The sequence below is a fragment of the Acinetobacter lwoffii genome, from assembly GCF_024129855.1.
GTDB lineage: Bacteria > Pseudomonadota > Gammaproteobacteria > Pseudomonadales > Moraxellaceae > Acinetobacter > Acinetobacter lwoffii_L.
On sequence record NZ_JAMXXC010000002.1, the window covers coordinates 219,620 to 239,316 of the forward strand.

The 19,697-nt window shown below is 40.8% G+C and carries 13 protein-coding genes; 3 read left to right on the forward strand and 10 right to left on the reverse strand.

The genetic code is table 11. From position 1 onward, the window contains the following. Nucleotides 1-17 precede the first annotated feature (17 nt). Together NI465_RS02890 and NI465_RS02895 are read left to right on the forward strand one after the other, a co-directional pair. Nucleotides 18-3,125 carry an efflux RND transporter permease subunit gene (locus tag NI465_RS02890; protein ID WP_253144230.1) on the forward strand — a complete coding sequence of 1,036 codons (3,108 nt, stop codon included), beginning with the start codon at nt 18-20 and terminating at the stop codon, nt 3,123-3,125. Nucleotides 3,126-3,221: 96 nt separating this feature from the next. After that, nucleotides 3,222-4,940, forward strand: a complete 1,719-nt coding sequence (locus NI465_RS02895; protein WP_044111484.1) for a proline--tRNA ligase — start codon at nt 3,222-3,224, stop codon at nt 4,938-4,940. 53 nt (nt 4,941-4,993) lie between these two features. Here NI465_RS02895 and NI465_RS02900 read toward each other — a convergent pair whose 3' ends face one another. From NI465_RS02900 to NI465_RS02935, 8 genes are all read right to left on the reverse strand, one after another. Beyond that, nucleotides 4,994-6,277: a hypothetical protein gene (locus NI465_RS02900; protein ID WP_253144232.1), complete on the reverse strand. Its 1,284-nt coding sequence runs from the start codon at nt 6,275-6,277 to the stop codon at nt 4,994-4,996. Between the two features lie 17 nt (nt 6,278-6,294). Continuing rightward, a complete protein-coding gene (locus tag NI465_RS02905; protein ID WP_253144233.1) occupies nt 6,295-8,580 on the reverse strand; it encodes a hypothetical protein in 2,286 nt (761 codons plus the stop codon). A gap of 33 nt (nt 8,581-8,613) precedes the next feature. Further along, nucleotides 8,614-9,336 carry a hypothetical protein gene (locus tag NI465_RS02910; protein ID WP_253144235.1) on the reverse strand — a complete coding sequence of 241 codons (723 nt, stop codon included), beginning with the start codon at nt 9,334-9,336 and terminating at the stop codon, nt 8,614-8,616. 12 nt (nt 9,337-9,348) lie between these two features. Further along, nucleotides 9,349-11,367, reverse strand: a complete 2,019-nt coding sequence (locus tag NI465_RS02915) for a hypothetical protein (RefSeq protein ID WP_253144237.1) — start codon at nt 11,365-11,367, stop codon at nt 9,349-9,351. Nucleotides 11,368-11,602: 235 nt separating this feature from the next. Then, nucleotides 11,603-12,172: a dCTP deaminase gene (gene dcd / locus NI465_RS02920; protein WP_004280726.1), complete on the reverse strand. Its 570-nt coding sequence runs from the start codon at nt 12,170-12,172 to the stop codon at nt 11,603-11,605. Nucleotides 12,173-12,295: 123 nt separating this feature from the next. Then, complete coding sequence (locus tag NI465_RS02925) at nt 12,296-12,889, reverse strand: LysE family translocator (protein WP_004732019.1); 594 nt, start codon at nt 12,887-12,889, stop codon at nt 12,296-12,298. A gap of 257 nt (nt 12,890-13,146) precedes the next feature. Then, nucleotides 13,147-14,406, reverse strand: coding sequence for an iron-sulfur cluster carrier protein ApbC (gene apbC / locus NI465_RS02930; RefSeq protein WP_253144239.1), 1,260 nt, complete (start codon nt 14,404-14,406; stop codon nt 13,147-13,149). A 275-nt stretch (nt 14,407-14,681) separates the two neighbouring features. After that, a complete protein-coding gene (locus NI465_RS02935; RefSeq protein ID WP_253144241.1) occupies nt 14,682-15,479 on the reverse strand; it encodes a putative sodium/potassium/calcium exchanger in 798 nt (265 codons plus the stop codon). 312 nt (nt 15,480-15,791) lie between these two features. On the opposite strand from NI465_RS02935, the gene metG reads away from it, so the two are divergent. Further along, nucleotides 15,792-17,852 (forward strand): methionine--tRNA ligase, encoded by a 2,061-nt coding sequence (metG, locus tag NI465_RS02940; protein ID WP_253144243.1) that lies wholly within the window; start codon nt 15,792-15,794, stop codon nt 17,850-17,852. Nucleotides 17,853-18,216: 364 nt separating this feature from the next. Here metG and NI465_RS02945 read toward each other — a convergent pair whose 3' ends face one another. Both NI465_RS02945 and NI465_RS02950 read right to left on the reverse strand, forming a co-directional pair. Then, complete coding sequence (locus tag NI465_RS02945; protein WP_191112548.1) at nt 18,217-19,281, reverse strand: hypothetical protein; 1,065 nt, start codon at nt 19,279-19,281, stop codon at nt 18,217-18,219. Between the two features lie 90 nt (nt 19,282-19,371). Then, the gene (locus tag NI465_RS02950) at nt 19,372-19,488 is read right to left on the reverse strand and encodes a hypothetical protein (protein ID WP_086044934.1); all 117 of its coding nucleotides are present in this window, start codon (nt 19,486-19,488) and stop codon (nt 19,372-19,374) included. Between the last annotated feature and the right edge of the window lie 209 nt (nt 19,489-19,697).

The following is a 19,697-nucleotide window of genomic DNA, read 5'->3' on the forward strand; positions in this document are numbered from 1 at the left end:
CACACAGGATCATTGATATGTGGTTTACCCGAATTAGTGTGAAGTATCCGGTTTTCACCATCATGATGATGTTCTGTTTGATGGTACTAGGGCTGGCTTCCTGGCAGCGGATGGGCGTTGAAGAATTTCCTGATGTCGATTTCCCTTTTGTGGTGATCTATACCAACTATCCGGGCGCTTCTCCGGAAACGGTTGAATCCGAAATCACCAAGAAACTCGAAGATCAGATCAATACTATTTCTGGTTTAAAACAGGTCATTTCCCAGTCCAGTGAAGGCCTGTCCATCATCACCACTGAATTTAATCTGGATGTGACATCTACCACAGCAGCTCAGGACGTGCGGGATAAAATCGCCTCTGTGACTGCTGAGTTTCGTGATGAAATTCAGGAGCCGATTGTAGAACGTTATGACCCGACGGCGAATGCGGTAATGTCGATCGTATTTGAATCCGAAAATATGGATGTGAAAGCGCTCAGTTCCTATCTGGATCAGCGAATTGTGCCACAATTGCGCACAGTCCCGGGAGTCGGAACGGTCAACCTGCTTGGTGATGCGCAGCGCCAGATCCGGATTCAGGTGGAACCGCAAAAACTACAAGCTTTTGGCATCGGTGTGGACAGTGTGATTAACACCTTAAAGGCCGAGAATATTGAAGTCCCCGGTGGGACGCTTAAATCAGGTAATTCGGAACTGGTCATTGAAATCAATTCCAAAGTGCTGCATCCCCTCGCCTTCGGCGATCTGGTCATTGCCAATAAAAACGGCGTACCGATTTTCCTCAGACAAGTTGCCAATATTCAAGACAGTCAGGCAGAGCTGGAATCCGCAGCTTTTCTGAATGGCAAAACTGCAGTTGCGATTGATATTTTGCGTAGTTCAGATGCAAACGTCATTGAAGTAGTAGACAAGAGCTACGCAACTTTAGAAAGTATTGAGGCGCAGCTTCCTCAAGGCACTACTTTACAAGTAGTGGTAGATTCCTCCAAAAGTATCCGCGGCACCATTGGCGATGTAGCCCGCACCATTATTGAAGGTGCGGTACTGGCCGTGCTGATAGTCCTACTTTTTCTGGGTTCTTTCCGTTCAACTGTGATTACCGGTTTGACTCTGCCCATTGCACTCTTGGGCACGCTGACCTTTATCTGGGCCTTTGGCTTTAGCATCAATATGATGACTTTGCTGGCGCTGTCCTTGAGTATTGGTCTGTTGATCGATGATGCGATTGTGGTGCGTGAAAATATTGTCCGGCATGCCGATATGGGCAAAGATCATGTCACTGCCGCGCTCGATGGCACCAAAGAAATTGGCTTAGCCGTACTGGCCACGACATTGACCATTGTTGCCGTATTCCTGCCTGTTGCCTTTATGGGCGGAATTATTGGCCGTTTCTTCTACCAGTTCGGGGTCACGGTAAGTATGGCCGTTCTGATCTCGATGTTTGTCAGCTTTACCCTGGACCCGATGCTCTCAGCACATTGGGCAGAAAAGAAAAAAGATCCAAACAAAAAACCAGGTCGGGTGAAACATTTCTTTAGCTGGATCTCCGGCAAGCTGGACAATCTAAGCCATGTCTATGAAAAATTATTAAAACTGGCCTTGCGCTTCAGATTGATTACCTTAATGATTGCTGCGGCTTCATTATTTGGTGCTTTGGGTTTATCCAAGCTGATTGGTACAGAATTTGTACCGGTTCCGGATAAAGGCGAAATCCGGATCAAGTTTGAAACACCGGTCGATTCATCGCTTGAATATTCACAAGCCAAACTGCAGCAGGTGGATCAGATTATTCGTCAGCATCCGGATGTCAAAGCCACTTATGGGGTGATTAATGGCGCAACTGACCGCGGTAAAAACCATGTCAGTTTACGGGTGACTGTAACGCCGCGTACCGAACGTGAAAAGACCCTGAATGACCTGAATAATGAATTCCGCCAGCGTCTACAATCGGTTGCAGGAATCAGCATTACCTCGGTGGCATCCGCCGATGAAACCGTTTCTGGTGGCCAGAAGCCAATCATGATTTCGATCAAAGGCCCGGATCTGGATGAACTGCAAAAAATTTCTGATCGCTTTATGACGGAAATGGCGAAAATTAATGGCATTGTCGATCTGGAAACTTCATTAAAAGAACCCAAGCCAACTCTTGATGTACAGATTAATCGCGTCTTGGCCAGTGATTTAGGTTTATCAGTCAATCAGATTGCCAATGTAGTGCGTCCGCTGATTGCCGGTGATGATGTCACGACCTGGCAGGATGAAAAAGGTGAAACCTATGATGTGAATCTGCGCCTGACCGAAGACCAGCGCAGCTTGCCTAGCGATTTACAGAATATGTATATCACCTCAAATAAAACCGATGCCAATAATCAACCAATTCTGGTTCCGCTTTCGAGCGTGGCCAAATTTGAAGAAAAACTCGGTGCCTCGCAGATTAATCGACGTGATCTGGCACGTGAAGTTCTGGTCGAGGCCAATACTTCAGGACGTCCTGCAGGCGACATCGGGATGGATATCAGCCGCTTGCAAGAAAATTTCGATATGCCACCGGGTTATAGTTTCGACACTCAAGGCTCCAATGCCGACATGGCAGAATCCGCAGGTTATGCACTGACTGCGATTACCCTGTCGATTGTCTTTATCTATATTGTGCTCGGTTCGCAGTTCAACAGTTTTATTCATCCTGCAGCAATTATGGCCTCACTGCCATTGTCGCTGATTGGCGTGTTTCTGGCCTTATTCCTGTTTAATTCCACCATGAATCTATTTTCGATTATCGGCATTATCATGCTGATGGGACTGGTGACCAAGAATGCGATTCTGCTGATCGACTTCATCAAGAAGGCCATGGACCGCGGTGAAGACCGTTATGATGCAATTATTGCCGCTGGTAAAACCCGTTTGCGTCCTATTCTGATGACCACCAGTGCCATGGTCATGGGCATGGTGCCACTTTCCCTAGGGCTAGGTGAAGGTGGCGAACAAAGTGCACCGATGGCGCATGCGGTGATTGGTGGCGTGATTACCTCTACCCTGCTGACCTTGGTGGTGGTGCCGGTGATCTTTACTTACCTGGATGACTTTAAGAATTTTATACTGCGTCAGGCACGTAAAATCATGGCATAATTTAATGCAATACAATGAGGTGACATTCCCAAATGCTCACCTCATTTTTTATTGTATAATCCCTGCTTTAACGCTTAATTTTTTAGGACAGTTTCCATGCGCGCGAGTCGCTTTTTATTTGCAACGTTAAGAGAAACCCCGAACGATGCTGAGGTTATTTCCCATCAGCTGATGCTTCGTGCCGGTATGATTCGTAAGTTGGCTTCAGGTCTATACACCTGGTTGCCGATGGGCGTTCGCGTATTAAATAAAGTTGAAGCGATCGTTCGCGAAGAAATGGATAAAGTCGGTTCACTTCAGGTCTATATGCCGGTGACTCAACCTGCATCTTTATGGGAAGAATCAAGTCGTTATGTACAATACGGTCCTGAACTTTTACGCTTCAACGACCGCCATGGCAACCCATTTGTTTTGGGCCCAACGCATGAAGAAGTGATCACTGATCTTGCACGTAACGAATTAAAAAGCTACAAGCAATTGCCTGCAAACTTTTACCAAGTACAAACCAAATTCCGTGACGAAATTCGTCCACGTTTTGGCGTAATGCGTTCACGTGAATTCATCATGAAAGATGCCTACTCTTTCCATGCCAATCAGGAATCACTGCAACAAACTTACGACGACATGTATGCAGCCTACTGCAAAATCTTCACCCGTCTTGGTTTAGATTTCCGTCCAGTACAAGCAGATACTGGCTCAATCGGTGGTTCAGGTTCTCACGAATTCCACGTGCTGGCTTCAAGCGGTGAAGATGATATCGCCTTCTCGACTGAATCTGACTATGCAGCCAATATTGAAATGGCAGAAGCAGTACTTGTCGGTGAGCGTGCGGCACCTACACAAGAACTCAAACTGGTAGATACACCAAATCAAAAAACCATTGCAGATGTATCAGCATTCTTGGGTACCAATCCTGCTCATTCAGTAAAAGCCTTATTGGTTCAAGGTGTTGCGACTGAAGAAGGTCAAGATGTACCTGTGGTTGCATTATTCCTTCGTGGCGATCACGAACTGAATGAAATTAAAGCTGAAAAACATCCTTTAATTGCTGCGCCTTTGACATTTGCTACTGAAGAACAACTTCAAGCACTTGGCTTAACTGCTGGCTTTGTCGGTCCTCAAGGTCTGGTCGAAAAAGGTATCACCGTCATTGTTGATCGTGCAGCATCGGTATTGTCTGACTTTGTTGCAGGTGCAAATGCAGCAGATCAACACGCAACAGGTGTAAACTGGGAACGTGATGCACAGTTCACTGAAGTTTATGACCTACGTAACGTGGTTGAAGGCGATCCATCTCCAGATGGTAAAGGTACGCTTCAAATCAAACGTGGTATTGAAGTGGGTCATATCTTCCAGTTGGGTCAAAAATATTCTGAAGCTTTGGGCTGTAAAGTCTTGGGTGAAGATGGCAAACCGTTCACTGTGACAATGGGTTGTTATGGTATTGGCGTGACGCGTGTGGTGGCTTCTGCAATCGAGCAGAACTTTGATGAGAAAGGCATTATCTGGCCAACTGCCATTGCACCGTTTGAAGTTGCCATTGTGCCGATGAATGCACACAAATCTCCACGAACTATGGAAGCTGCGGAAGCACTCTATGCTGAATTACAAGCTGCAGGTTTTGACGTATTACTTGATGACCGTAACGAACGTCCGGGCGTGAAATTCTCTGATCTTGAGCTGACAGGTATTCCACACCGTATTGTAATTGGCGAAAAAGGCTTAGATGCAGGTACGTTTGAATATAAAGGCCGTCGTGATGCTGAATCTGTAAATATCTCGAAAGAAGAATTATTGGCAAAAATTGCTAAATAATTTTGCTTTCTTATAAAAAATCCTGCGTAATGCGGGATTTTTTATAACTAAACTTAGCAGAATTTGTGTCCACCAAAGCAGTTCGGTTTAAATTTCTGGCCTTGTAAAGTTAAATTAGTAAGAGGGAAATCAAATAGCGCAGGATTTTTAATTTCCTTTACATCAAGTGCACTTCCTAGCACACAACCAAAAACCAGACTTCCACAATCTCGCACATTAGTGGTTAAATCATGGTTAATTCCTGCAATAGTTTGCTTTAAAACAGCATCTGAAATTGGCACACTATATGAAGGTGAAATACTTCCTAAATCCACTTCATCTTCCATTGCCAGCCACCACCCTTGTTTTGCCGCGACTGCTGCACCAGGCCATAAAATGCTTTGGGATTGCAAGGAGAGTGAAGCTGGATTATTTAAATATAAAGCATGAATAAGTCCGAGATTTTGTTTAACGGTAATGTCTGTCTGTAGCCCGGTTAAGTAGCCTGTAATATCTTTATCTAATTTTAATGCTCCATCCAATAATTCTGCTTTTAATGGTCCTTTAAAATCAATACGACCTACTGTCCCTGTCCCTTTTAGTACAACTTCTTTCATTCTTGTTCCTGACACTATCGTAGCAGGAATAGTAAAAGGTGCTGTTGTAGAATTTAACTGGAAAGCATAATTGCTAGATGTGTAATGTAAATCCAGAGGTAATGGTTGACCTAATATAGTGCCTTTTACCGTGCCCTCAATATTCATTCCAGTTGCAGCATAATCCATGACACGAGGAGCGGTTGTTGCAACTCCTGATGAAGATTTTGTTTTCATATAACCACTGAAACTGTTAATACCATTTGGTGTAGCACTATTTTCTGTCCCCATTGTCAATAGACCCGAAATCTTTTCCGCACTTAAACGAAAACCTAAAACTTCACGTGTAGACGCCTGATTTGGATTTTTTATGGCAAATTGTACAAATGGATTAGTAATCAGAGCTGAGGTCGCGGCACGATCCGCACCATTTGTAGGATTACCACTTAAGGCTATATGATCAATATCAATATCACAGCCGGTTGCACCATTAACACCGCCACACCCGAGCTGTAGCTTTTTTATATTGGCATTAATTTCCATCTCGGCTTCCAAGCCTAATTTATAAAATGAGATATTACTCTGGTCATAAGTAGCTCCTAGATTATCCATCTGGTTAAATCCAGACTGAACCTCCATTGACAATAAAGCCTGCCCATTGACTTCTGAGAGCTCTTGGTCTTCCAATGAGGTTAATGCAGATACCTGGCCACTTAGGCCCATCATAGCTACCACTAGACTTTTTAATATTATTTTTTTCATTTTTCTCATCCTGATTTTTAGCGTGGTGTGATTCCCATCGTGCTACGAATGGTTCCACCAGTCAGTGCAATACTTGCCATGTTTTGCATATTGCCATTGGTCGCCATGGCAAAATTGGTCTTAAATGGTGTTGCAATATTATTTTCATAATTGAGTTTGACCTGATTATCCAAAGTCACTGTATCTGCACTGACACGAACTTTTGCTTTGACACCCAAATGACCTTCCATCCGGTTAAAGTTAATTGACGAAGTTTTTAATACCCCGGCTGAATCAATATCTTCATTGGCAATACTAAAATAGCTGCCCAGATTATCTTTATTTTCAGTTTCTTCTGCGGTAAGGGGTCTAAACTTAAAATTTGCATCAAATGACAGGAAGTTGGTATCTGGTGAATCGCTGGTCGGATCCACTCCTGGAATGATGAGGAGCTCGCCGTTTCCATCAAGTTTAAAAGCAATATTCGTCAGGACATCATCACGTTTAGAAAAATTATCATGAGGCACATAGCTTCCGCATTTAGTGACCGATGCATTGGTACAATTATATTTAGATCCTGGTAATTGACCAATCGCAAGCTCAGCTTTAGCTCCAATTAGCAGTTTATCGGCACGAATATAAATACCTTCATCTTCATAGCCAATAATACCTTCCGACTTGATCAAAGCATCGATATTCCTAAAACCAGCATAATAGTTAACTGCCTCACCATGATCGCCATTTTTACCATCAATCAATATAATCGAGGTTGTGCTTGGTAAACCGGTTTTCTTGTCAATTCCATAGCCTTCTGTAGATGCCATAATGTTATAAGCAATTGCTTGCTTATTGTCTGTTCCATAAGTCGTTCCAGACAACGCAACATTGGCATTTAAATTATAAATAGGAATACCGATTCCCCAAGAACCACCATCTCCACCAATTTCCGCTAAAGAGTTATCTGATATGAAACGTGCTTTAGCAGCAATAGACTGAAAATCCATTCCACGTACGGCGATATAAGCAAAATCTTCTCCATTCGTGGTGGTACTGAGTGTCTGTTTAAGTACAGTGCTACTACTACCTAAAGTCTTTTGCATATTTTCATTGATTATGAAATCGAGACTTTTTGCAGTAATGGTATTTATATATATATTTCCAAAGTCGATATAAGCATTTTTACCATGTAAGGCACCGGCAGCAGTACGTGTAGTCAATGGTCTGAGCTTGGAAAATTGCACCGCATGGCTTCCCTTACCGGTATGACCAATCTCAAGTGTTGTAGGTGCCATAGTTGCTGGAAGCCCGGTACTATTAGCACCTGTAAAATCTGCAGACAAGCCTAGATTTAACCCACCTTCTCCGACCAGGCCACTGTAACCTGTAGCAGCTTTGTCCTGACGTTCTAGTACACCATTCACCTTGTTACTAACATCAAAAGTACCTATCTGGGTTTGATCGGCACTCATCGATAATCTTGCGTTAGTGACTGCACCCGAAGCCCCTAAACGCATAATATTTTTACGTTCATTATTTGGCGTGTTATAACGCAAGTCAATATTAACCCCTGGATTGGTCGGCTTAACCCGGCCAGCCGCGATATCAGTAATATCTTCAGCACGCTTTAGATCCACATAATGATCTTGACTGCCATTTCGCGTGGTCAGTACTACGCCTTCATACGGGTCAATGTACATATATCCTTGACCCGTGAAGTTAAAGTTAAAGTCATTCAAAATCAGACTATTTTCACCTAATTTATGACTAATCGTGGCATTTTTAAGTTGAAAATCGATACTGGCAATTGAATCTTTATTAAATAGACCTGCACTAGTTTGTAATAGCACACTCAGCGGTGTAGAGGTACTAATCCCTAATCCACCCAAACTTTGATTAGATTGGGTACCCGCAGTCCGAATACTATTCGCAGATTGACTACATGGATTGGTCGTACAGGCGATCTTTACCAGTTTTAAATCTGCAGTGGCTTGAAATGGTGAAACACTTGCAGCTAGCCGAAGTCCTGCCCCTTGTGAAGTGGCACCTACATCTATTTCAAGTTGACTAATGATTGGTTTATTATCTTTTCCAATAATCTCAACATTATGTAGACCTAAACCCATTTTATTGTTGGCAGTTGGATTTGGATCATACCAATTGGCTTGAGCAATACTGGCTTTAGAAATTTCATGAGTAATCACCATACCATCTTGTCCAGTGACTTCACTCAATTCCTGCTCTTCAATAGTTTCAAGTGCATAACCTTGTTGTATAAGACACATGCATACCGTTAGCAATTTCAACTTTATTGTTGTTTTTTTCATTTTTATATCCTTATGCTGTACTTGACGTTGTTACTAACAACGACTTTGTGCCTCACCTGTACAGTTATAACCAAATATTTTCAAATTGCCTGACATATGCAGATTTCCATGAATGTTCAACCCCATAAATCCTTTTTCAGCACCTTGATCAAACGAAGGAACATCTTGGGGCGCGGTTGTATAAGTTCCATCGGCATTATAGGTACGCCCTGTATACGTACTATAAACACCTGTATTGGCATAACCTTCCAAGGCGCCAGCACCTGTACCCGTTTCAATGGAAACTGTATTAAAGCCTAAATTACGGATCTTTAAAGGCTGGTGATCATAAAAGGTAATTTGCATCGCCGTTTGTGGTTCATTACGATGATTAATGATGGTTGTCCCATCAATTGAAAACTTATCAATCTGAATCGTGCCTTGAATGCCTTTAAAGACTAACCACTTTTTATTTCCATTGGCATCGACATGGTTATTCGGCGCTATTGCCAGACGGCAAAATTGTTTTGTTGCTCCACAAGCGGTGGGATCTAGAACATAAAATACTTCGAGCGGGTTGCCACTTCCATCAAGCCGAGAAATTTTATCTTTACTTAAATCTGTCGCATAAATATGGTTTAAAGATAAAGTCCAGTTAAGATCTGCTCCGCCTTGCCCCACTGTATTGGTTAATGCTTGCTGATCAAGGGCTTCCAATCCGGCAAAACTGGTCATAGAGGTACATAATAATGCACAGAGTGTTACTAATTTGGACATTCTTATACTCCCTTATAGACCAGTTGTTCTAATTTTCAGATGCTGAATCAGGACCCCATCAATGACAGCAGATCCAAAATTCTTACTTACACCATCAGTATTTTTGAATACGATTCCTGTTGAATTCACCCCATCCTTAGCGCGCAGCATATTTGTCCCTGAGATACGCTCTGTAGTCCCTATTGAGATGCTACTGTGAGTCGCATTACGCCCTTGATAAAGTGCGGTGGTATCTGACACATTATTTTTAATCGGTGTACCACAACTATAGACATTACAGGTCGAACCCTTTAAATCTGTTGTACCCAGTCCGTCCCCATAATTTTGATAAATTTGATTATAAATAGCAGAAATATTGGGAATACGTGTCACTTCTAAAATAATATTATTGCCTTCTGAACCGACAACGAAAGGCTGGTACATATTACCAAGCACCAAATTAATATTTGGACTATAGAGATATAAACCCTCAGAATCATGAAATATAGGAGCATCACTTCCATTCAAGGCCGGGGTCGGGACATTACCATCAAGTGCATCTGTTTTTGCTGCGGTACTGAGACGAATACCTTTACTGTTAAGATTACTATCGCTACTGCTTAGATTTTCTGGTCGATCATTGGTATTCAGACGAACAATACTCGCCATACCTAATGTTTGGCTGTAATTCTTATTATCAGATTCTAAGGTTTGAAATAACCGAACTTGCGAGCCATTAAAACTCAGACCATTGGCAACAAATTGGGTTCTTAATCGGTAATCCGTATCAAGTCCTGATATTGGCCCACCTGTTATAGGATCTACAGCATTCGAGGAATTAAGCTCACGTGCAAAAATATCACTCCAGAAGCCCAGCTTGATATTATTATCACTTTCGACCCCTGCAATTGGACTTAATGGGGCTTCCAAAGCAATATAGCCTACATCTTTAGCAGCGTCCTTAAACTGTTTGACGTTTTCAGTTCCTGCCCGAAATAACCAGGAATTATCTGCTGACCCCCAGCTAAAACCCTGATTACTGTATCGTGTGCTTAAAGAACCATCGCTTTTCGATAATGCCAGACCATAAATAAATACATCGGCTTTAGTTCTTAAAGTGCTCACAGAGCTTTTAGCAGCTTCAGTTTTAGCAGCCTGATCTGCTCTAGCAATGATTTCAGCCATAGCAGCACTATCTGCATCCTTCATTATTCCGGCTAGAGCAGCTTCCAATTTTTTGTTGTATTCTGCTTTAACTAGTTCAATAATTCTTGCATCTACAATTGCTCCAATAATATTCTGCCTATCAACCGCCGTACTCCATTCAGTATTTGGAATCTGCTGATTAGCATTTTGCCCATATAGAAATTGAATCATTTCAAGGGTATTTAAATTTGCATATTCATCAGACTTATTTGGTCGCAGTGGCGTTAATTCATATTCTGTTGTGCCATCATGCTTGATATCATAATCAATACCTGGTGAGGTATTACCTGCACCATTATAATAATCATCACGACGTTGGTCATAATAGGCTTTCATAAAGTCTGTATTATAATAATAATCAACTAATTCTTGCTTAAATGCGTCCCGGTTAGCTTGTGTGTCATAAGTATTCTTAATCGTATTATAGTTATCATTATAAAAATCAGTTTTTAAGGTATCAAAGGCTTGCTGATACTCAGTTGCATAATTCTGCGTTCTTTCAACATGAAAAGCATTATCATATGTAGATTTATAAACTTTGTCGTATACACGCTGCCCAAGTTGGTTGTAATTCTCACCCGTCGGGATAATACGAATAAAGCCTGTATCTGCTTGTCCGGGGTTTTCAATGCCTCTGGCATAACTAGAACTAGCAGAAAGATCTTTAGGACCTTGAAACACCATTTTAAAATCATCAAGTACCAGCGCAACACCCTCACCGGTGGTGTCAGAAAGAGAAGAATCTGATAATTCCTGCATCGCATGTGCAGAAGGCAACAGGCTGAAACCGATTGTCATCGCCAAATAACTTTTGCGAAATTTAAATATATCTTTGATTTGAGTCATCTCACTCTTTCCTTTTTATTCGATGCTCCGCACCTTTATGCTTCAGCTTCCCAGCCGCCAATCTTTGATTTTTTATAATGCATCGCATCTTTTTTATGGTTATGCGGAATCCATTATGCTGATTTTTGATACAGATGCCAAAGCCAATTAGGCGAAAAATAGCAGTTTCCGATGAATGAAAATCTCAAAAAAATAAACGGGACATAAAGTCCCGCCATTCAATATTTTAAAACAATTAGGTCTTCGGCAAAGTAACGCCTGTCTGACCTTGATATTTACCACCACGATCTTTATATGAGGTTTCACAGACTTCATCAGATTCAAAAAACAGCATCTGCGCTACACCTTCACCTGCATAAATACGCGCAGGAAGATTGGTAGTATTTGAAAACTCTAAAGTGACGTGTCCTTCCCACTCTGGCTCAAGCGGAGTCACGTTAACAATGATGCCACAACGCGCATAAGTAGACTTGCCCAAGCACACGGTCAAGACATTACGTGGAATGCGGAAATATTCGATGGTACGCGCCAAAGCAAACGAGTTAGGCGGAATGATACAGACATCCGACTCGATATCAATAAAGCTGCGTTCATCAAAGTTCTTCGGATCGACAATTGCAGAATGCACATTGGTGAATACTTTAAATTCACGTGCACAACGCACGTCATAACCATAGCTGGATACTCCATACGAAATCAGCTTTTGACCATTTTCATCCAAACGTACCTGGTTTTCTGCATACGGTTCAATCATGCCGTGTTTTTCGCTCATTTCGCGAATCCAACGATCAGACTTAATTGCCATTGATATAATCCAAAAATCTTAAGAACAAGTTATTGCGACGTACTTTAACTGAAATTGACACTAATGAAAATAAGTGAAAGGCTTAGAGCTAAAGTTGCCAAAAAATTGCTGATTGAGATCAGCTTATAAACTTAAAAGTGCAGAATAGCTTAAAGGAATGGAAAAGCTCATTAATACCAGCGAAGCCGTTTTCTGCAGGTTTTTCTGATTGAGCCAGCGACTGTTTTTTCTGGCCAGGATTGAACCCAGAAAAGTCCAGAAGAATGCAATCGGGATCAACAGAAGCAAGAAAACCAGCATATGAGTCACATAATGTTGGCCGCTTTTCCAGACAATGACAGGAAAGATCGCTGAGGCAAATAAAAGTGCTTTAGGATTAAGCAAGGTTGCCAAAAATAATTCTCGTGCGCGAATCGAGACATTTTCAAGATTTTCGCTTATTTCTGCAGTCCGCCATAATTTCACAGCGAGAAATAGAATATAGCCAGCACTAAAAAGTTTGAGAATGGTCGGTAAAAGCGGAAGATGAACGGAAATTTTTCCGATCAGAATGCCCCATAAGCTAATGGCAATCAGATAACCAAAGGCTTCCGCAGGAATTAAACGAAATGTTTTTTTAAATCCGACCTGAATGCCTGAAGATGCCAATAAGGTATTGGTTGGGCCTGGTGTTAAAAGAATGGTTGCCACTAAACCAATAAAAAACCATGAAATCATAGTTTGACCTCGCTCTAATCCGAGTAGCATAGAAGAATTCGGTCAGTGCTGCAAAAAAATAATTGTAAGAGAACATATGATCTAAAATTTAAATTTATTTATTTTAATTAATTCAAATGTTTATATAAGCTTTCAGGATAAACACCCGATAGTCATTTCAGTCAATTTCGATCATTTAAATCGAGCTAATTTTAAAAATAAGAAATAAGAAGCCCTAGCTTTTAGCTAAGGCTTAAATATCTGAATTGTCTATAGAATTAAAAAATTCGACTATGGTCTTTCTCTGCTTTAGGTAACTGCGCTGCAATTTTCTCTGCAATCAGCATATAGCTTTCTGCAGCAGCATCTCCCGCGATCACTGACGGCGTTCCAGCATCGGCATTTTCACGAATTTTAGCATCCAAAGGTAAACGACCCAATAATGGGACTTGATATTGCTCAGACAGTTTATCGCCACCGCCTGTACCAAAAATCTGTTCCTCAAAACCACAATTTGAGCAGATATGGGTCGACATGTTTTCAATCACGCCCATGATCGGAATCTGCACGCGGTTAAACAATTCAATGCCTTTGGTCGCATCCAGCAAGGCCACGTTTTGTGGCGTTGTCACAATTACTGCGCCCGTTACCGGAATACGCTGCGCGAGAGTTAACTGGATATCACCTGTGCCAGGTGGCATATCAATCATCAGCACATCAAGGTCTGGCCATAGGGTCTGATTGAATAACTGCATTAATGCACCCGTGGCTTTTGGACCACGCCAGGCGACTGGAGTATTGTGATCTCCAGTTAAATGGCCAATTGATAATACCGCCATCCCATAGGCTTCGATAGGGACAAACTGCTCTGCTTCGATCATTGGCGTTTTGCCGGCATTGCCGAGCATAGTCGGAATACTTGGGCCGTAAATATCGGCATCTAGTACGCCTACGCGCAGGCCTAATTTCTGTAGAGCCAAAGCCAGATTTACAGTCGTGGTCGATTTACCTACGCCACCTTTACCAGATGACACCAGAATCACATTTTGAATCCTTGGGTGTTTTGGAACATCACGCTGTTGCGGCGCAGCTTTTTGAATAGGTAGATTATTTGGATCAGCTTCTTCTGTTTTTGCAGGCTGTGCCGACGCATCAACCACAGGGGGAAGATTGGGTTTTGCTTCCGCTTTAGGCTCGCTTGAACAGTTTTCACCTTCAGCATGGTTATGCCCGCAACCCCCTTCTTTCTTATGTCCAGTTTTCTGCTGAATCACATGCATATTCAGTTCTTGAATACCACATTTTTGCAAAGCTTCCGCCAGTTCATCATGAATCTGTTGCAGCTGCGCTTTTTCTTCTGGATAGGTATTCAAAGTGATTTGCAGAATCTCACCCTGTACATTGACCTGCGTAATACGATCTTTCAAGGCATTGCTGGAATTTGGCAAGATATAGTTTTGCAGTACGTTTTGCACAGCTTCTTCGTTCACCTCCTTGGAAGGCGAAAAAACCGATTTAAGCGAAGAAAGCCAGGACATAGGTTACTCCAAAAATGTAGATCGACATCTGAATCGCTTAGTTTAACGGGGTTTTAGGCGAAGGTTAAGCACTGTATTGGAGAAGATGAAACAGATATCTTCAATTTCCAACCATTTTACTCGGTTTTGTGAAATATTTTATGGAATCTTGGTGAATAGAAATAATGAAAGAAAAGAGAGATGGACTATTTTGATGTAATAAATTTTTTTTATTTATCTCGAGCGTGTTAAGCCACTTTAACCTTCTGTGATTAAAGTGGCTTAACGATCACAGACTATTTATGATTTTTATTGTTTTCAGATTTGTCCTGTTGATCCTTGGTATTTTTATCCTGATCTTGTTTCGATTCATCCTTTTTGGACTGAGAGTTGCTTTCTGAATCTGTATCTTTGGCATCTTGCTGCTGATCAGAATCACCTTCCTTCGATTGATTATCCTTCATTTTATTCATCGTATCAGTTGCCATCTGTTTCAGCTCAGCGAACTTAACCGAGGCTTCGCTGAATAAGTCTGTGATTTTCTGTCTGGTATCTTCAAACTTATGCATGGCTTCATCTTTTAAATTTGCCATACCTGCCTGCTGATCGGTCTGACCATCTTTAGCATTTTGTTTATCTGACTTGTTAGATGATTTATCTTGAGAGGTATGATCCGCTTTGGCTTTTTTCGCATCATCCGAACCTTGCTCAGCATTTTGCTGGTTGTCAGATTTGCCATGTTTCAGCTCATTCAGAAGCTTTTCACCTTTTTGCAATAGCTCTTCACCGATCGCAATCGCCTTGGCTTTTAAGTCATCCATCTTAAAGCTTTCAGTTTTTTTATCGGACTGGTTCTCTTGAGAATTGTCTTTTTGTGCTGATTGCTCAGCATTTGTATCTTTACCGTTGTGCTGAGTATCAGATTTCTGATCAGCATGGGTCTGGGCACTTTGCCCATTCTTATGTTCCTGATTATGCTGTTTATCTATCTCATTTTGCTTTTGCTCTTTTGCAAGCTGATCATTCAATTCGCGTGCATGTTGTTCTTTATCTTGATTTTGCTTCGACGTATTGTTTTGGTTCTGCTGAGTCATGAGGTACCCTCCTTAGGCATATCATATAAACAATCAGCCATTTTTTAGCACAAAGCATCACGCGAATCGGGCGAAGTAAGCAAACTGCAACAAAGCCTGTACATGTTGTTGCTATTGTTTGCAGGATGTAGCATGAGCTGAGTTAAATCCGTATTGAAAAGCTCTATGCTAAAGAGGATGCGGGCTTTTGTATTCGGGCTGTCCAAGTCCATCTATTCGCAGGGTTTCAGCAAAGCATTTCTTTGTAATCCCCTCGGCATCATGTAAAATTATGGCCCATTGCATAATGAATACGAATGAGAGAGTGAATCCGTGCGTAAAATTTTAGTCACCAATGCCCTTCCTTACGCCAATGGCCCGATTCATATGGGTCACTTACTTGGCTATATCCAAGCAGATATTTGGGTACGTGCCATGCGTGCGATGGGTCATGATGTGACTTATGTCTGTGCGGATGATGCTCACGGAACCGCGATCATGCTACGTGCCGAAGCGAATGGCATTTCACCTGAAGCGCAAATTGCCAATGTGCAAAAAGAACACATTCGTGACTTTGACGGTTTCGGTGTGCATTTCGATCATTATGATTCTACACATAGCGATACCAACCGTGCCCGTGCGTCAGAAATCTATGTGAAAAACCGTGATGCGGGCAATATTGCAGTTCGTCCCGTGACCCAGCTTTTTGATCCTGAAAAAGGCATGTTCCTGTCAGACCGTTTCATTAAAGGCACCTGTCCGAAATGTAAGGCAGAAGATCAGTACGGCGACTCATGTGAAGTCTGCGGTGCAACTTATAATGCGACAGAGTTGTTGAATCCGCATTCCACTTTAAGTGGCGCAACTCCAGTCGAAAAATCATCTGATCATTACTTCTTTAAATTGCCAAATTTTGGTGAATACCTGCAAAAATGGACTCGTGATGAAGGTCGCCTGCCGGTATCCATTGCCAACAAACTGGACGAATGGTTTGAAAATGGCTTGAATGATTGGGACATCTCACGTGATGCGCCGTATTTTGGTTTTGAAATTCCAGATGCACCAAACAAATACTTCTATGTTTGGGTGGATGCACCGATTGGTTATATGTCGAGCTTTGAAAACTACATCAAAGCCAAACGTCCTGAATTGAATTTTGATGACTACTGGAAAAAAGACTCTGAAAATGAGGTGTATCACTTCATTGGTAAAGACATCGTATATTTCCATGCCCTGTTCTGGCCGGCAATGCTTGAAGGCGCTAACTACCGCACGCCATCTGGCTTATTCGTGAATGGTTTCTTGACGGTAAATGGCCAAAAGATGTCAAAATCTCGCGGTACATTCATTAAAGCGGAAACCTATTTAGAGCATTTAAATCCTGAATATCTACGCTATTACTTCGCGTCGAAACTTTCTGACAAAGTTGAAGATTCTGACTTGAATCTGGATGACTTTGTACAAAAAGTGAATTCAGACCTAGTCGGTAAAGTGGTGAATATTGCCAGCCGTTGTGCAAAATTCATCAACACCAAATTTGATAATAAATTAAGTGCGACATGTGCTGAACCTGAATTGGTACAAAGCTTTATTGATGCCGGGAGTTCAATTGCTCAGGCTTATGAAGCACGTGAATTCTCGGCTGCAATTCGTGAAATCATGGCGCTGGCAGACAAAGCCAACCAGTACATCGACGAGAAAAAGCCTTGGGCGCTTGCGAAACAGGAAGGTCAGGAACAACAGGTTCATGATGTGTGTTCTGTGGGGATCAACCTGTTCCGTCAATTGGCAGTATATTTAGCGCCTGTATTGCCGACACTAGCTCAACAGGTTCAAGATTTCTTGCAACTTGAAAGCTTCGATTTTGCTTCTCGCAAAACCATTCTAGTGGGTCATGAAATTGCATTGTTCCAACCGTTGATGCAACGTGTAGATCCAAAAGCTGTTGCTGCCATGGTGGATGCATCTAAAGATTCTTTAGCTGCTCCTGCTGCTGAACCAGCTAAAGCTGAAAAGAAAAAAGAGAAGAAGGTAGAAAAGAAACCTGAACCTAAAGTCGGTGAAGCTGAAATCATTAATATTGATGATTTTATGAAAGTTGACCTGCGTGTTGCTGAAGTTTTAGAAGCGGCTACGGTTGAAGGTTCTGACAAATTGCTTCAACTCACTTTAAACGTTGGTGAAGCTGAGCCACGTAATGTGTTCAGTGGTATTCGTGAGTTCTACCAACCTGAAGACTTAAAAGGCAAACTGGTGGTGATGGTGGCGAACCTTGCGCCACGTAAGATGCGTTTTGGTATTTCGAACGGTATGGTACTTGCAGCGGGTAATGGCGAAGGTGTTTGGGTGATTTCACCTGAATCTGGTGCTAAACCGGGTGATAAAGTGTCTTAAGATTTCCATTTTAAGCAAAGAAAGCCTCTACTGATGTAGGGGCTTTTTTATTAGTTATTTCCCTCATCCCAACCTTCTCCCAGAGGGGGAGGAGCATTCATTACTAAATAAATTTTTGTGTAGTTCCCTCTCCTTATAGGAGAGGGTTAGGGAGAGGTCAGAAACTATTGCCTTACTTTTGAAAGATCAAAAGTAACAAAAATCTTTTGTTAACTTGATGATACTTCCATGTATCACAAGTGAACGGCGACATCCATGTCGCCTCCAACTAAATTAATACCATCATTAAGTCAACTTTTTTATTACATCGAACAGACCAGATGTTTAAATAAAGTATTGGCTTAACACTATTTTTAGTTTGAAATCATTTTAATTTGAGCCAAAAAACTTGAGTTGCAATATTTAAATACTCATATGCAACATTAGTTTTTTGCGCAAAGGCTTCATCACGAGTGATTAGATATTCACAAAAACAACCATAAGATGCATGTGACATGTCACTGAATGATGCAATAAAACGCTTTTCTTTATGTAATCCTTCATCTTGATAATAACCGATCAGATTTAATATAGTATAAATTTGATTTACTTTTTGAAAAATATAGTATTCCTGCTCTGAACCAATTAAATTTTTTAATTGAAAGAAGTCATCTAACTCATTATTTTCCAATTCAGGATTGTTTTCTTGAAGTAATTTCCATATTTGATTTAAAGCATTTGGTAATTTAATTTTTTGTAAGTTATCATGATTGATATTCAATGATTCTCGTAAAGATTTATGAGGTGATTTTTCTTTATTAGACTCTTCTAAATGCCTTACCGATCTCTGAATATATGATTTATATTTATCTCGCTGATTCATTAGGTTCGGGATTTTAACTTTAAATTTTTCTATTTCTGATAAAAGATAGTCATCTTTGTATGTACTGTTCTTAAGATCACTTAAAGATTTTTCTAAAAATAGTAATAAATTATCAAAAGCTTCAATTTGTTTGTATTCAAAAGTTTTAAAATCCTTTACACCACCATATAAAGCAAATAAATTCTTAGTTGATGGATTAATCATTTTGTTTAAAAAATTATTTTCAATATAATTATTAAAATGAACTAGTGGATCATCCCAGGATCTAAAAATAGTATTTGTTAAAGTCCCATGCTCATTAGTAGTTAAGGCGATATAGTGTGCATTTAACTCCCTTAAGATATCTAAAAATTCGACACAATATTTACTGCTTTTCCCCTTTATTACTGATCTGTAAATTTCTTCTAAAGTAATGGGTGAATAAACAGCTTGTACTTCTTCTTTTAAATATCTAAAAAAATCTGAATCTCTACTAAGCAATGGCTTTTCTTTATATTCACTAAATAAGTCTAGAATATTTTGATCTAAATAAGCTAGAGGTTTTCCTGAGTGCTCTGGTTCGCTCATACAATGCTCTCATTAAGTAATTATCTATTTTCTTCGAAATAATCCATCAAAAAAGCCTCTATCTCTAGAGGCTTTTTATTGCTGGGTCACTTAGCCTTGCAACACAAATTCCCAAATCACATAGCCCAGTCCAAAACCAAGTAGTGAATATAAGGTAATAATGAAAAATACAAAGCTGGCATTGTTTTTTCTTTTCCAAAAACTCATCGCGACACCCAAAGCTTGTTCGTAATACCCCATGTTAACGAGCTTTTCATAAAAAGTGAAATGTATCTAAGCATTTTATTTATAATAATATTTTCATTAAAAATAAATTCTTTACTTTCAAAAAATCAATATACAGATTCAGACTGATTTTTTAGTACAGATGCCAAATCAGCACTTCCATTTTAAAAAATGGTAAATATATTCATATT

Excerpts from the sequence above, each read along its gene's own strand:
- NI465_RS02890 (WP_253144230.1), top strand. The coding sequence starts at position 18 with ATGTGGTTTACCCGAATTAGTGTGAAGTATCCGGTTTTCACCATCATG.
- NI465_RS02895 (WP_044111484.1), top strand. The coding sequence starts at position 3,222 with ATGCGCGCGAGTCGCTTTTTATTTGCAACGTTAAGAGAAACCCCGAAC.
- NI465_RS02900 (WP_253144232.1), bottom strand. The coding sequence starts at position 6,277 with ATGAAAAAAATAATATTAAAAAGTCTAGTGGTAGCTATGATGGGCCTA.
- NI465_RS02905 (WP_253144233.1), bottom strand. The coding sequence starts at position 8,580 with ATGAAAAAAACAACAATAAAGTTGAAATTGCTAACGGTATGCATGTGT.
- NI465_RS02910 (WP_253144235.1), bottom strand. The coding sequence starts at position 9,336 with ATGTCCAAATTAGTAACACTCTGTGCATTATTATGTACCTCTATGACC.
- NI465_RS02915 (WP_253144237.1), bottom strand. The coding sequence starts at position 11,367 with ATGACTCAAATCAAAGATATATTTAAATTTCGCAAAAGTTATTTGGCG.
- dcd (WP_004280726.1), bottom strand. The coding sequence starts at position 12,172 with ATGGCAATTAAGTCTGATCGTTGGATTCGCGAAATGAGCGAAAAACAC.
- NI465_RS02925 (WP_004732019.1), bottom strand. The coding sequence starts at position 12,889 with ATGATTTCATGGTTTTTTATTGGTTTAGTGGCAACCATTCTTTTAACA.
- apbC (WP_253144239.1), bottom strand. The coding sequence starts at position 14,406 with ATGTCCTGGCTTTCTTCGCTTAAATCGGTTTTTTCGCCTTCCAAGGAG.
- NI465_RS02935 (WP_253144241.1), bottom strand. The coding sequence starts at position 15,479 with ATGACTCAGCAGAACCAAAACAATACGTCGAAGCAAAATCAAGATAAA.
- NI465_RS02945 (WP_191112548.1), bottom strand. The coding sequence starts at position 19,281 with ATGAGCGAACCAGAGCACTCAGGAAAACCTCTAGCTTATTTAGATCAA.
- NI465_RS02950 (WP_086044934.1), bottom strand. The coding sequence starts at position 19,488 with ATGAGTTTTTGGAAAAGAAAAAACAATGCCAGCTTTGTATTTTTCATT.